Genomic DNA, 14814 nt, shown 5'->3' on the forward strand with positions numbered 1-14814 from the left:
CAGATGACCATCCGCCACCGCATTACGCTTCTCGTCATTCTGATGCTTGTCGCGCTATCCGCCATTGGCGGATACGCCGTGCTTCAGACCCGCAACAGCGCCGCCAACGTCAGGCAGGTCACCCAGGGCGTCGTGCCGAGCGCGCTCGCGTCGGCAGACCTCGTATCGCAGGTCAAGGACGTGCAGCTCGCGATGATGACGCTCGTCTATGCGCCTGACGCGAACATGGTCTCGCAGGCTCAAGACCTGCTGAAGAGCAAGGAAGCGTCGTTGCAGGCGGCGCTCGACGTGCAGGCGAAGGCCGCGCAAGGTCAGGCCCAAACCGGGCTCGTGAGCCAGGCGCGCGACAGCCTCGCGAATTATTTCAACGCGGTCAACGACACCGCGAAGATGAAGGCCGACGGCAAGAACGAACTGGCGCAGGCCTATCTGTTCGCGAACGTCGCGCAATACCGCGATGAACTCGAAGGCATCGTCGAGACGCTGCGAATCGAAAAGAACCGCCAGAAAGATGCCGCGATCGACGAACTGAACAGCGCGCTCGCCACCACGACGACGGCGATCGGCGCCGCGACCGGCGCGGCCATCGTCGTGCTGTTGCTGATCAGCGCGCTGCTGTATCGCCAGATCACCCGGCCGCTGAGCCGCATGCAGGTGGAGATGAGCGAGATCGCGGCGAGCCAGGACTTCACGCGCCGCGTGCCGGTCGGACGCATGGACGAGATCGGTCATTCGATCGTCGCGTTCAACGGCATGATCGAGAAGATCCAGCAAAGCTCGCTGCAACTGAAGCAGAAGACCGCCGATATCCAGGCGATGCTGCAAAACATGCAGCAGGGGATTCTGACGGTGGTCGAAGGCGTGGTCGTGCATCCGGAGTACTCCGCCTATCTCGAGGCCATCTTCGAGACGCGCGAGATTGCGGGCCGTCCGTTGCTCGATCTCGTGTTCGGCGGCACCGAGATCAACAGCGATGCGCTCTCGCAGATCGAAGCGGCGCTGCAGGCATGCATCGGTGAAGACAGCATGAACTTCGAGTTCAATCAGCACCTGCTCGTCAACGAGATCGCCAAGCCGATGGCCGATGGCCGTGTGAAGACGCTCGACCTGAGCTGGTCGGCCATCACCGACGAACACGACGTCGTGCTGCGCTTGATGCTGTGCGTGCGCGACGTGACCGAACTGCGCGCGCTCGCCGCCGAGGCCGGCGAACAGAAGCGCCGGCTGGAAATGATCGGCGAGATTCTCGCGGTGAGTCAGGAGAAGTTCCATCACTTCGTCGAAAGCGCGACGGGCTTCATCAGCGAGAACGAACGGATCATCCGTCAGCATCACGAGCCGAGTCACGAAGCCGTCGCCGAGCTGTTCCGCAACATGCACACCGTCAAGGGTAATGCGCGCACGTACAGCCTTCAGCATCTGACCGGCATCGTCCACGAAACCGAACAGCGCTACGACGCATTGCGCCGCGCTGACAGCAGCGAAGCGTGGGACCAGCAGCTTCTGATCGAGGATCTGCAGCGCGTGAAGGCCGCGCTCGAAACCTACGCGACGATCAACGAAGTGAGCCTCGGCCGCAAGGGGCCGGGCCAGAGCGGCGCGGTGGATCGCTACCTGATGGTCGATCGCGAGTCGATCCAGAAGCAGCTGGATCTGCTCGAAAGCGCCGATCCGGCCGACCGGGACGCGCTCGTGTCGATGCGCGAATCGTTGCAGCGCGAACTGCGTCTGTTGGGCACCGAATCGGTCTACGAAGCGCTCGCGGGCGTGTTCGACTCGCTGCCGTCTCTGGCGGCCGAACTCGGCAAGGAGGCGCCGGTCGTCAGCATCGACAACAACGGCTACCGCGTGCGCAGCGAGGTCAGCCATACGCTGCGCAATGTGTTCACGCACCTGCTGCGCAACTCGGTCGACCACGGCATCGAGCCTGCCGCCGAGCGTATCGCGAACGGCAAGGACCCGGCCGGCGTCATCGAACTGGAAGTGGGCGTCGACCATCACGCGCTGCAGATCACCATCAGCGACGACGGCCGCGGTCTCGCGCTCGCGAAAATCCGTGGGGCCGCGATCGAACGCGGCTGGATCGACGCCGATGCCGCGCTCAGCGACGAAGCGATTGCCGAGATGATTTTCCGTTCCGGCTTCTCGACCGCGCAGACCGTCAGCGAGATTTCGGGCCGCGGCGTCGGCATGGATGCCGTGCGCGATTTCGTGCGGCGCGAGCATGGCCGCATCGAATTGCGTTTCACCGACGATCGTCGCGGCGCGGACTATCGCCGCTTTCAGACCGTCGTGTCGTTCCCCGAGGACTGGGCGGTGGACAGTCTCGAGGCGTCCGCCGATGCAGCGCGCGAGCGTGACGCGGATGCGGTAGCAGGCCGACGGCCTGATGGATTGAACGAAGCGATGGGAGCAGGTTGTGCTTGAAAGCTATCTTTTGGCCGCAGGCGTTGGCGGTATTCTCTGCGCACTCGCGACGGGAATTTTTTATCGTCGGAAGCTTCGCGCGGGTGCGCAGGCGCAACGTGTCGACGCGCTCGCGCGGCAGTGTCTCGAGCAGCAACTCGACGCGGCGGTCCGGCTCGGCGAGCAGGCCGACAGCGAGCGCGCCGCACTGGAGTCGATGCTAGCCGATCTGCGCGCGCAAGCGGGGCAGTGCGCGCACGATCGCGAAGCGTTGCAGGCGTCGCTCGACGCCGCGAGTTCGCGAAGCGACGAATGGCTGCAGCATGCGACGCGGATCGCGCACGAGGCGGGCCGTCTGAAGACGCTGACCATCACGTTCGAGCGTTGGCACGAGCAGATGATTTCGCTGATGTCGCAGAACCGCGACATGCACAAGAAGAACCAGGAGCTGTCGGCGATCGTGCAGCACGTGCTGATCGTTTCGCTGAATGCGTCAATCGAAGCGGCGCGCGCCGGCAGCGCGGGTCGCGGCTTTTCGATCGTCGCGGGCGAAGTGCGCTCGCTGGCGTCGCGCTCGCAGGAGTTGTCGAAGAGCTATCGCGAGAGCCTGCATCGCAACGACCTGACGACGGCGGCGACGTTCCAGGACATCCAGGCCGGCGGCAAGATGATCACGGCGTCGCTCGGCGGCGTCGAAGCGCTGGCGACCCAGTTCCAATCCCGGCTCGAGCAGGCCGCAGCGTGATTACCGATCAGGCGAAGCAAAGCATCGCGGACATCTTCTGTCACGCGGCCCGCGCGAGATTGGCCGCGACGCCGGGCGATTCGTGCGAGATCACGGCAGTGCCGAGGTGGGATCGCGATCATCCGGCCGGACCTTGCGCGATGGCGTTGACGATCTCGTCGATCGGCTTTCGTCTGCTGTTCGTGCTGCATTTCGGCAAGGACGACGCGACGCACGCCTACTACGCCAGCGGCGACACGACGCGTTCGCTGTCGGAAACGCTGATGGAACTCGGCAACCTGTGCTGCGGCTACATGAACCAGCAACTGGTCAATCATTTTCCCGATCTTGGCATGTCGACGCCGTATGAATTGAACAGCGCCTGTGTCGAGTATCTGGACGAGTTGCGGCCCGATCACGTGTGGGCGTACGAGCTGACGATCGGCGGTGCGGCCCGGCTGGGTGTCACGTTATGTCTATGCGCGCAGGCGCCCCTCGATTTCAAGGCTGAACTCGCCACGGCCGACGAGGCGGAAGGCGAACTCGAACTTTTCTAGCCCCTCAACACTGCATTCGCAGACTGAAACACGATGAATACCAGCAAGCCCGTCAGCAAGGTGCTCGTGCTCGACGACTGTCCGGCACACGCGCAAGCGCTGAAGCTCTTTTTCGACGAACACAACCTGATCGCACTGAAGGTGCGCGACAGCAACCGCCTCGGCTCAGTACTGGCCACCAATATCGATCTCGGCGGCGTTCTGCTGGCGGATAACTACGGGGGCTCGGTCGAGCAGGCGGCTACGAGCGCCGCGCGCATCAATGCCTTGCGCCCCGAACTGCCGGTGATCCTGCGTTCGAGCGGCCACGCGCCGCTCGAACGGCTTCCGAAGCCGTTGACGAACGCGGCATGCGCGCATTTCAATGCCGCCGATCTGACGGCGCTGCGTGAAGCCGTCGATCGATACATCTTCAGCCTCGACTTCCCGAACGCGCTCGTGCGCGGTATCGCGGAGATCACGCAAGCGCGGCTCGCCACGTTGTTCGACGGCGTCACGGTGCAACGCGACACGCCCAGTATCGTGCGCGATCGAATCATCTTCGGCGAGGTCTTCAGCCTGATTCCGCTCGAAGGCAGCTGGTGTCGCGGCTATATGTTGATGCAGGCCGAAGAGGAGCCGCTGCTCGGCATGATCGATCGCGATCGCGCGGCACGCGAGCCCGGCATGGGCGCGGGGCAACCGGGCTTTCGCGATCTGAACGACGTGCTCGGCGAATTGACCAATCTGATCTGGGGGGCATTCAAAAACCGCTTCCTCGATCAGCAGAACGCTCGCGATGCAAGTCAGGTGCAGGTGCAGGTGCCACTGCTGGTCAATCACAAGCATCGCTACATCTCGTTCGGCTCGGACAATCCGCAGTTGCGGTTTCAATATCGATTGAGCGACACCGCGAGCGGACAGTCGGTGTCGATCGACCAGCGCTTCGTTTTCAACCTGAGCTGGTCACCCGAAGATTTTTCTGAAAACGCGGTGGATGTCGACGATCTCGTCGAGTCCGGCGAACTCGATCTGTTTTGATACGACGCGTCGGTGACGCAAGGGAATGGTTATGGCAAAGATTCTGGTGGTGGACGATTCGAGCACGGTACGCGATGAAGTCGCGGGTTTTCTGGCGAAAAACGGTCTCGACGTCGCGACGGCCATCGACGGCAAGGATGGCCTTGCGAAGCTGAAAACGGATTCGAATATCCGCCTGATCGTCAGCGACGTGAACATGCCGAATATGGACGGCCTGACGATGGTCGAAAAAATCCGCGGCGAACTCGCGAACAAGACCGTCAACGTGATCATGCTGACGACCGAAAGCAGCCCCGCGATGAAGGAGCGGGGCAAGGCCGCCGGCGTGAAGGGCTGGATCGTCAAGCCGTTCAAGGGCGATGCGGTGCTGGAGACGTTCCGGAAACTGGCGGGTTGACGGGGCAGTGTGCGGCGAGCCCCGCCGCACACGGATGCCGTGTTAGAACGTCTCGTGGTGCTCGTTGCGCGCGATGTCCGCCTGCACCATCATCTGGCAAAGCTGTTCGAGCGAGGTTTGCGGTTGCCAGCCGAGCGTGTCGCGCGCCTTGTCCGCGCAGCCGATCAGCAGGTCCACTTCGGCCGGCCGATAGAACTTCGGATTGACGCGCACGAGCGTCTTGCCGGTCGCGACGTCGATGCCGGTCTCGCGCTCGTCCTTGCCCGCCCATTCCAGCTGATAGCCGGCCGCCGTGAACGCCATGCGCACGAAATCGCGAACCGTTTCGGTGCGGCCGGTCGCGAGCACGAAGGTGTCGGGCGCGTCGGCCTGCAGCATGCGCCACATGCCCTCGACGTATTCGAGTGCGAAGCCCCAGTCGCGCTGCGCGCTCAGGTTGCCGAGTTCGAGCACGTCCTGCTTGCCGAGCTTGATCTTCGCGACCGTGTCCGAGATCTTGCGCGTGACGAATTCGAGGCCACGTAGCGGCGATTCGTGATTGAACAGAATGCCGCTGCTCGCGAACAGGTCGTACGACTCGCGATAGTTGATCGTCGACCAGTGCGCGAACAGCTTCGCGACGCCATACGGGCTGCGCGGATAGAACGGCGTGCTTTCGCGTTGCGGCACCGCCTGCACGAGGCCGAACATCTCGGAGGTCGACGCCTGGTAGAAGCGTGTCTTCGGGCTCAGGATACGCAGGCCTTCGAGCAGATTCAGCGCGCCGACGCCGGTCACTTCGGCGGTGGTCACCGGCTGGTCGAACGACACGCCGACGAAGCTCTGCGCGGCGAGGTTGTACAGTTCGTCGGCCTGCGTGCCGTCGAGCAGGCGCAGCGTCGAGCCGAGGTCGGTGAGGTCGTGTTCGACGAGACGCAGATTCGGATGATCGAGCACGCCAAGCTCACGCATGCGCCAGAAGTTGACCGAACTCGTGCGCCGGTAGGTGCCGGTCACGTGATAGCCCTTGTCGAGCAGCAGCCGGGTCAGATAGGCGCCGTCCTGTCCGGATACGCCGGTGATGATCGCTTTGCGTGGTTGGCTCATAGCTTGCCTTCTAGTTTGTGGGAGAAAAGAGAACGGAACGCGCGTAAGGGCCTGGCTCAATGCGCGTTGTCCAGCAGCCGCCGCACCACCGGTTCGACGACCCGATAATCCTGTTCGGCCTTCAGCCGGTACAACTCCGGCTTTGGATGCGCGCCGTCCGACATCAGCGACTTCCAGTCGGGCAGGCTGCTCACATACGCGTATTGATCGACGAGCGGCACCTGCTGTTCGGCGGCCACGCGTCGCGTCATCGCTATCATCGCGGCGAGCCGTGCGTTGAGCCGGTTATCGGGCATCGGGTTCGAGGTCTGCAAGACAGGCTCCTTGCCGAGCGCTCGCGCGGTTTGCACGAGCGACGTCTCGGCCGCGTAAAACTGCTCGGGCGTCTGGTTGTGCATCACTTCGTTGATGCCGTAGTTGATCAACACGATCCGCGCGGGCGAGGCGGCGAGACGTTCGCGCCACGGCAGTCCCGCCGTCGGCCCCGCGCGACGATTGCCGGTGCCGTCGCGCAACTGCCAGGCCATCGTGCCGCCGACGCCGTAGTTCGTGACGCGCACGCGCTCGCCGTCATGCGCCTGCAACGCTTGCTGCAGATACGTGACGGCGTTGCGGGCTTGCGGGCCGCAGTGGCCATCGCTGCAGGTGATGCCGAGCGTGGTCGAGTCGCCGTAAGCGTCGATCAGCAGTTGCGTCGGCGATGACACTGCCGGCCCGGCCACGGCCGCGCGCGTTGTCGGCGCGATCAGCATCAGCGCCGACACGACACCCAGCACGTGGGCAGCAACAACGGCCAGGCGGTTCATGCGCGGCCTTGCGGTGCTTGCCGCGCAACGTGGGCGCCGGCGCGGGTCGTCTTTCTCGACCCGCGCGCGCCGAAAATCAGGCGCTTCTCGAATGCGAACCACGTGATGCTCGCGTACACCAGCGTGATAGCGAGCGCGATCGCGGCGCTCAGATAGCGATTCAGATGCAGCGGCCACACCATGTACAGCACGCTCAGGTGGATCAGATAGATCGTGTAGCTGATGGTGCCGATATAAACGAGCACGCGATTGCACAACAGCCGCTTCACGATGCCCTTGCTCTGCAGCGCGATCACGACGATCGATGTGCACAGCACCAGCGACACGCTATACAGCCCGGCATTCGACAACGGCGTATTCGCTGCGCGAAAACGCGGGTAGTGCAGATGCAGCCATGCCAGCACCGCGAGCGCGGCCAGAGCGCCGAGCACCGCGAGTCCCTTGAACGGTTCGAGCGCATTGCGATCGCGCCGCACGGCAACCGCGAGCAGCGCGCCGGCCGCGAGCAGATCCATGCGGAACGGCGTCAGGTAGTAGATCGGCCAGAACGAATCGAACCACGGCGTCGCGAGCGCGCGCAGCAGCGGCACCAGAACGATCAGCGCGGCCGCCACCAGCCCAAGCAGACGCTCGGGCACGAGCAGGATCACGAACGGCCAGAAGATATAAAACTGCTCCTCGACCGCGAGCGACCACAGCACGTTGAGGCTGTCATGACCGCTTTGATTGAGCGCATCGCCGATATTGGTCGCGAAGAACGCGTACCAGTACCAGTGCCGCGCCCACGCGAGGCCGAACAGCAGCGACGACACGGCCATCAGCAGCAGGTACGGCGGCAGGATGCGGCGCGCGCGCCGCGCATAGAAATAGCTGAAATACGACTGCTGGCGCGACTTGCGATCGAGCAGGATGCCGCTGATCAGAAAGCCGCTCAAAACGAAGAACAGATCGACGCCCATCCATAGCGGCGCTTTCAACGCGTGCTGCGCGAACACCGCGAGCACGGCGATCGCGCGCAGACCGTCGAGCTGCACGATGCGGGAATGGGAGGGCGCGAGGGGCAATGCGCTGGCTGTCATGAACCGTCCATGGTGTAAAGCGGATGAGCCGGGCGAAGCGCCGCGCGGTTCGCCACGGATTGCCAGCGAACAGGCGCGCGCTTCGCGTCGCAACTGAAGTGCAATCGATTCTAGGGAAAAGAAACTCGAGAAAAAACCCGTTGGAATGGGCTAATTGAATCAGATTGAAACAGGGTATTTCTTTGGCCATTCTCGAAAGATTTATATGTTTATGTGGTGAGCATCGGGCAATCCGTAATAAATGCGCATTGCGTGATATCACATCGGTAGGAACGGGGGATCGTCGCGACAGAGGCGACTGACGGCGAGGCTTGCGCTTTGATCGATTTTTAAAATCGTTTCTTTTGCGACGTATAAGCGGACGAATATTTTTGAATTATTTTCGATTTTCGTCACCGCATTTTTTCCGCGTAACTTAGCCGTGCGGACGGCTGCCTTCAGGCGCCGCGCTTCAATCGGTTGCGCTTCGTTTCGCTTTGCCACATCACTGAATTTCGCCCCGAGCGGGCGCAGGTCCGCGTGCATCGCGTTGACCGGACATCGACTGGAGGTTCCGCCTTGCGCCGTATCACGTTCAAAAGCTGGTTCGCCCTGACAGCCTGCGCTGCCGCCGTCGTCGCCGCATTGGCCAGTCTGCCGGCTCGCGCCGAAACCGCTTTGAACGCGAAGACCTCATGGATCGGCAACAGCTTCGGCTTTGGCGATGGCACATGGACGCAGATCGATATCACCGCGATCGCGGTCACGCCCGACGGCAAGGTCTATACGAACGCGCCGTGGGACGAAAGCGGCGCCGAAGCGAGCGTCTATCAGGACGGCAAGATGCTCGGCTTCGCGGGCGGCACGCATGGCTGGGGCAACGCCGGCGGCAATGCGATCGCGGTCAACCGGAAGTATGTGTTCGTCGCGATCGCGGTCGGCAATGAAAAGGGACGCCTGGTCGAGCCGGGCGTGTGGCCGGACAAGGGTAAGCAATGGTTTGGTATCTCGCGGCGCTTGATCGACGAGCCGAAGCGCGTGGCACCGTTTCAGCCCGCCGCTAAAAACGCGGACCCGCACGCGCAGCTCGCGGCCGGCTTTCTGATGATGAACGAAGTGCCGACCGGCACGAACGCCGAGATCGGCGGGCTCGCCGCGAACGACACGACGCTGTTCGCGGCCAATACCGCGCGCAATCGCATCGAAGTCTACGATGCCGAGTCGATGCAGCAGAAAGCGACGTGGAACGTGCACGAGCCTGGACGTATCGCGCTCGCGCCCGACGGCACGCTATGGGTGCTCAGCGGCACGCGCGGCGATCGCGCGCCGGGTATCGAGCATTACACGGCGACCGGTCAGCGCATCGACGAGACCATCACGCTGCCGGCCGATACGGTCGCGGTCGGCCTCGCCGTCGATGCGCAAGGCCGCCTCCTGATCGCCGATAACGGTCCGCGCCAGCAGGTGCTGTTCTTCACGAAGCGCGACGGCCGCTACACGGAGTCGGGCACGCTCGGCGAGCGCGGCGGCATTTTCAGCGGCGTCGCGGGCAAGCCCGGACCATTGCGATTCAACGGGTTGACCGGCGTGGGTGTCGATGCGCGCGGCAACGTGTACGTGTCGACCAATGGCATCGGTCCGCGTTACGAGCCGATCGGCGCGGGCCTCGGCGCGACGCTCGAAAGTTATGCGCCGAACGGCAAGCGCAACTGGCAGGTCGAGGGGCTGCTGTTCGTCGACGGCGCGTGGATCGATCCGGCCCGGCCCGACAGCGTCTATACCGGCAACAAGCGCTTCGAACTCGATTTGTCGAAGCCGTCTGGACAGGACTGGAAATACGCGGGGTTCCTGTCGAATCGGTTCAAGTACCCGGACGATCCGGTGTTCCATACCGACCAGTATCCGGGTCTGCCGATCGCGCGACGGTTGAAGGGGCACACGTTCCTCTATCTGACCGACATGTATGCGGATCACCTGAAGATCTATCGCTTCGATCCGCAGCATGACGGCGAGACCGCGATTCCCTCGGGATTCATCGCAGGTCGCGAGCGCGCGGTCGCGAAGGTGCCGAATGCACCGCCGGGCGGTGACTGGATCTGGCGCGACACGAATGGCGACGGGCGCTTCGATCGCGACGAATACACGCTGAACACGAGCGGCACGAAGCTCGCCGGCGGCTGGGGCTGGTGGGTCGACATGGCCGGCGACATCTGGCGTACCCGGGATACGAAGGGCATCTATCGCTTCCGTTTCGGCGGACTCGATGCGAAGGGCAACCCGGTCTACTCGTACTCGAACCTGACGCAGTACCCGGTGCCGGCACCGTTCAGCGAACTGCATCGCGCGATCTATGAATCGGACACGGACACGATGTACGTGAGCGGCTATACGGCCGATATGCCGACCGCGCAGGGCTTCTGGAAGGAAGTGGGGCGCGTGCTGGTGCGCTATGACAAGTGGTCGAGCGGCAAGCCGGTGCAGCGCTACGCGATCACGCTGCCGTGGCAGACGCAGAGCAAGCCCATCGCGACGATCATCGGCGTCACGGTCGAGGGGCAATACGTGTTCGGCGTCGAGCCGGTCGGCGCGGTGCACGTGTGGGACAAGGACAGCGGCAAGGAACTCGGCGTGATCCGGCCGGGCCCCGAAGTGGGCCGCGCGTCGGGTTGGGTCGACGTGCCGAACGGTATCAGCGCGACGAAGCGCGGCGATGGCGAGTACCTCGTCTTCGTCGAGGAAGACGCGCGCGGCAAGGTGCTGATGTATCGCTGGAAGCCTTGAGGTGCGTTGGCCTCGCTGACGCAGCCCCGCACGCAATCTAACCGCAAAACCGAAGGGATTCGATGGACAAAGGCATTCTCAGGAACGTGGCGATCAACTTTTTCGGGCTCGTGCTGCCGACGTTCGTGTCGCTCGTGACCGTGCCGTCGTATATCCGGCTGCTCGGCGTGGAGCGCTACGGTGTGATCAGTCTCGTGTGGACGCTGATCGGCTACTTCGGGATTCTCGATCTCGGCATGAGCATGGCCGCGCAGAACCATATTTCGAAGGCGCGCGCGTCGGGCGATCAGCAGGAAAGCGCGCGCGTGTTCTGGAGCGCGACGTGGCTCAATCTGACGACCGGCGTGGCGGGCGGTCTGATCATCTACTTCGGCGCGTTCCTGTACACCGCGTATTTCACGAAGGTATCGCCCGAGTTGCAGCACGAAGTCTATATGGCGCTGCCGTGGCTCGCGGTTGCGATTCCGATCGCGAACGTGTCGTGGGTGTTCGCGGGCGCGATCAATGGCGCGGAACGCTTCGGCGTCTACAACACGAACCAGACGATCGGCACGTTCCTGTTCCAGCTGCTGCCGCTCGGTGCCGCGTGGTGGCTCGGCGCGACTTTGCAGAACGTACTCGCCGCGGCAGTCGTCGCGCGGATTCTCGCGGCGTTGCTGCTCGGCCGCTACGCGCTGAAAGTGCTTGAAATACGCAGCATTCAGCCGCCGCGGCTCGGCGTCGCAAAGGGGCTGTTCAACTTCGGCGGCTGGATGCTGATCGCGAGCGTGACGACGATGGTCGCCGATTCGCTCGATCGCGTCATGCTCGGTTCACGGCTCGGCGCGCGTTTCGTCACGTACTACACGGTGCCGCAGAACCTCGTCACGCGTCTGAACATCGTGCCGACCGCGCTGGTACGCACGCTGTTTCCGCGGCTTTCCGCAGTCGGCCGCGCCGACGCCGACACGATCACGCAGCAATCGCTCGAATTTCTGAACGGCGTGTTCACGCCGGTCGCGCTCGTCGCGATGCTGGTGCTCGAACCGTTCCTGCATCTGTGGGTCGGCAACGAGATCGCGACGGTCGCGGCGCCCGTGGGCCGCATCATGATCGTCGCCGTGTGGCTCGTCGGCCAGGCGAACGTGACGCGCATCCTGATTCAGTCGCAGGTCAATCCAGCCACCGCCGCGCGCATCGGCCTCGTCGAGTTGCCGCTTTTCGCCGGCGCGTTGTGGCTCGGTATCACGCATTTCGGGCTGACGGGCGCGGCGGTCGCGGTCGCTGCCCGCGCGCTGTTCGACTACGCGGTGCTGCTGCGTTTCGCCGCGATCCGCGCGCGCCAGATCGTGCTCGACATGCTCGCTCATCTCGCCTTCCTGCTCGCCAGCCTGTGGCTCGCCAGCTTCCTGCCGAGCCTCGCGCTCGCGATCGCCGCCGGTGTGCTGATGGTCGGCGCGAACGTCGCGTGGTCGATCACGATGACGCCCGCCTTGCGCAATCTTGCGCGTTCACTGCTATTGCGACTGAATCCGAGGAAAAGCGCATGAATCATGACGTCCTTGAAAAAAAACTGTTGAGGCCCGCGACGCGCAGCGCGCTCGACGAGCTGACGAGCGTGCCCGGCATCCAGCCGGCACCGCGCCGTACCGCACCGCGCGCGAGCAAAAGCGTGCGCATCGCGATCGTGCACGACTGGCTCGTCACCTACGCGGGCGCGGAGAAAGTGCTCGAGCAGATCATCGCGTGCTTTCCCGATGCGGACCTGTTCAGCCTCGTGGACTTTCTCGACGATCGCAGCTTCCTGCGCGGCAAGCCGGTGACGACGTCGTTCATCCAGAAGTTGCCGCTCGCGCGCAGCAAGTACCGCTCGTATCTGCCGCTGATGCCGCTCGCGATCGAGCAGCTCGACGTGTCGGCGTACGACGTCGTGATCTCGAGCAGTCACGCGGTCGCCAAGGGCATTCTGACCGGTCCCGATCAGGTGCATATCAGCTACGTGCATTCGCCGATCCGCTATGCGTGGGATTTGCAGCATCAGTATCTGCAGCAGTCGAAGCTGACCAACGGCCCGAAGTCGGCGCTGGCGCGGCTGATTCTGCATTACATGCGCAACTGGGATATCCGCACGTCCAACTCGGTCGACGGCTTCGTCGCGAACTCGGCGTTCATCGCGCGACGCATCAAGAAGGTGTATCAGCGCGACGCGCAGGTGATCTTCCCGCCGGTCGATGTCGAGGCGTTCACGCTGTGCACGCAGAAGCAAGACTTTTATCTGACCGCCTCGCGCATGGTGCCGTACAAGAAAATCGATCTGATCGTCGAGGCGTTCGCGCGGATGCCCGAGCGCAAGCTCGTCGTGATCGGCGACGGACCCGACATGGCGAAGATCCGCGCGAAGGCGGGGCCGAACGTCGAGATCATGGGCTATCAACCGTTCGAGGTGCTGAAGGACCGCATGAGCCGCGCGAAGGCATTCGTGTTCGCGGCCGAAGAGGACTTCGGCATTTCGGTGGTCGAGGCGCAGGCTTGCGGCACGCCGGTGATCGCGTACGGCAAGGGCGGGGCGCTCGAAACGGTGCGCGATCTGTCGGAGCCGAAGCCGACCGGCATGTTCTTCGATGAACAGGATACCGCCTCGATCATCGCTGCCGTGAATCGTTTCGACGAGCTTCGGCACCGGTTCCTGCCGGAGAATTGCCGCGGCAACGCCGAGCAGTTTTCGGCCGCGCATTTCCGCGAGCGCTTTTTCTCGCAGGTGCGCGCGGCGGTGCCCGCGTTGCGCACGGCGACGCTGCCGGCCTATACGCCGTATCGGCCGGCCGTGCAGGGCGCCGCGAACGTGCCGCGCATTCTTGCCGTCGATCAGAGCGGCGTGCTCGGCGGCGCCGAACTGTCGCTGCTCGAAATCGTCAAGGCGCTGCGCTCGCGCATCGAGGTCGTGCTGTTCGACGACGGGCCGTTCAACACCGCACTCGCGAAAACCGGCGTCGAGGTCACTGTACTCGATGCCGGCGCGCTCAAAAATGTGCGCAAGCAGGGCGGTTCGATGCCGAAAGGTCAGGCGTTGAAGGGACTCATCTCACTCGTGCGTGCCACCGCGAAACGCGCGCGCAAGGTGGATGTGATCTACGCGAACACCCAGCGTGCGATGGTGATCGGCGCCGTGGCCGGCAAGCTCGCGAGACGGCCGGTGGTCTGGCATTTGCGCGACATCGTCAGCGCCGAGCATTTCGGCGGCAAGCAGCTTGCGATCATCAAGTGGTGCGCGCGGCTCGGCCTCACGCACGTGATCGCCAATTCGGCTGCGTCGGCGCAGGCGTTTGCGAAGCTTACGCGGTTCGACAGCAAGCGCATCGACGTCGTGTTCAACGGGATCGCCGCGGAACCGTTCGACGCATTGCGCACGGTGCCGCAAGCGGTGCTGCGCGAGCGCCTGAATCTGCCGCGCGACGCGTTTCTCGTCGGCTCGTTCAGCCGGCTTGCGCGTTGGAAGGGGCAGCATGTGCTCCTCGAAGCGATGGTGCTCAATCCGCAGATGCATGCAGTGCTGGTCGGCGCGGCGCTGTTCGGCGAGGACCAGTATGAGAGCGAACTGCGCGCCTTCGTCGCCGCGCACAAGCTTGGCGAGCGCGTGCATTTTCTCGGCTTCCAGCACGATATTCCGGCCTGCATGTGCGCGGTCGATGCAGTCGTGCATACGTCGATCACCCCGGAGCCGTTCGGTCGCGTGATCGTCGAGGGGATGCTCGCGCAGCGGCCGGTCGTGGCGTCGCGCGCAGGCGGCGTGCTCGAAATCATCGACGACTACGAGAACGGCGTGCTGTGTACGCCGGGCGATGCGCATGCGCTCGCCGATACGCTCGCCGAATTGCGCTCGAACGGCGAGTTGCGCGACAAACTGGTCAGGAACGGCTATCGGACCGCGCAGGAGCGCTTCGGCACGCGCAGCTATGTGGATGGGGTTGCGCAGATTCTGACCGGCGTGGCAGCGCGGTGA

Annotated in this window: 12 protein-coding genes; 8 read left to right on the forward strand and 4 right to left on the reverse strand. The window is 63.8% G+C overall.

Annotated features, from left to right (window positions below; translation table 11 throughout):
* Positions 1-3: 3 nt before the first annotated feature.
* The 5 genes from OKW26_RS24895 to OKW26_RS24915 are packed head-to-tail and all read left to right on the forward strand — an operon-like array spanning position 4 to position 5104.
* On the forward strand, positions 4-2427 hold the full coding sequence (locus tag OKW26_RS24895) for an ATP-binding protein (protein ID WP_429355526.1): 2424 nt from the start codon (positions 4-6) through the stop codon (positions 2425-2427).
* On the forward strand, positions 2420-3151 hold the full coding sequence (locus OKW26_RS24900) for a methyl-accepting chemotaxis protein (protein ID WP_429355527.1): 732 nt from the start codon (positions 2420-2422) through the stop codon (positions 3149-3151). Before OKW26_RS24895 ends, OKW26_RS24900 begins: the two co-directional genes overlap by 8 nt.
* Positions 3148-3687 (forward strand): hypothetical protein, encoded by a 540-nt coding sequence (locus OKW26_RS24905; protein WP_429355528.1) that lies wholly within the window; start codon positions 3148-3150, stop codon positions 3685-3687. Before OKW26_RS24900 ends, OKW26_RS24905 begins: the two co-directional genes overlap by 4 nt.
* A 33-nt stretch (positions 3688-3720) precedes the next feature.
* Positions 3721-4707, forward strand: a complete 987-nt coding sequence (locus OKW26_RS24910) for a chemotaxis protein CheX (protein WP_429355529.1) — start codon at positions 3721-3723, stop codon at positions 4705-4707.
* Positions 4708-4738: 31 nt separating this feature from the next.
* Positions 4739-5104: a response regulator gene (locus tag OKW26_RS24915; RefSeq protein ID WP_018418019.1), complete on the forward strand. Its 366-nt coding sequence runs from the start codon at positions 4739-4741 to the stop codon at positions 5102-5104.
* A gap of 42 nt (positions 5105-5146) precedes the next feature.
* Here OKW26_RS24915 and gmd read toward each other — a convergent pair whose 3' ends face one another.
* From gmd to OKW26_RS24935, 4 genes are all read right to left on the reverse strand, one after another.
* Positions 5147-6190 (reverse strand): GDP-mannose 4,6-dehydratase, encoded by a 1044-nt coding sequence (gene gmd, locus OKW26_RS24920; RefSeq protein ID WP_429355530.1) that lies wholly within the window; start codon positions 6188-6190, stop codon positions 5147-5149.
* Between the two features lie 56 nt (positions 6191-6246).
* On the reverse strand, positions 6247-6996 hold the full coding sequence (locus tag OKW26_RS24925; protein WP_429355531.1) for an SGNH/GDSL hydrolase family protein: 750 nt from the start codon (positions 6994-6996) through the stop codon (positions 6247-6249).
* Positions 6993-8075 carry an acyltransferase family protein gene (locus OKW26_RS24930; protein WP_429355532.1) on the reverse strand — a complete coding sequence of 361 codons (1083 nt, stop codon included), beginning with the start codon at positions 8073-8075 and terminating at the stop codon, positions 6993-6995. The genes OKW26_RS24925 and OKW26_RS24930 overlap by 4 nt, the downstream gene beginning before the upstream one ends.
* Before the next feature lie 258 nt (positions 8076-8333).
* Positions 8334-8600: a hypothetical protein gene (locus OKW26_RS24935; RefSeq protein ID WP_184066608.1), complete on the reverse strand. Its 267-nt coding sequence runs from the start codon at positions 8598-8600 to the stop codon at positions 8334-8336.
* A gap of 33 nt (positions 8601-8633) precedes the next feature.
* On the opposite strand from OKW26_RS24935, the gene OKW26_RS24940 reads away from it, so the two are divergent.
* The 3 genes from OKW26_RS24940 to OKW26_RS24950 all read left to right on the forward strand — a co-directional run bounded on the left by OKW26_RS24940 (position 8634) and on the right by OKW26_RS24950 (position 14814).
* Positions 8634-10835, forward strand: coding sequence for a hypothetical protein (locus OKW26_RS24940; protein ID WP_429355533.1), 2202 nt, complete (start codon positions 8634-8636; stop codon positions 10833-10835).
* A 62-nt stretch (positions 10836-10897) separates the two neighbouring features.
* Positions 10898-12364, forward strand: coding sequence for a flippase (locus tag OKW26_RS24945; RefSeq protein ID WP_184066604.1), 1467 nt, complete (start codon positions 10898-10900; stop codon positions 12362-12364).
* Complete coding sequence (locus tag OKW26_RS24950; protein WP_429355534.1) at positions 12361-14814, forward strand: glycosyltransferase family 4 protein; 2454 nt, start codon at positions 12361-12363, stop codon at positions 14812-14814. Before OKW26_RS24945 ends, OKW26_RS24950 begins: the two co-directional genes overlap by 4 nt.

Origin of the sequence: Paraburkholderia sp. 32, assembly GCF_050435345.1 — a bacterium.
GTDB lineage: Bacteria > Pseudomonadota > Gammaproteobacteria > Burkholderiales > Burkholderiaceae > Paraburkholderia > Paraburkholderia tuberum.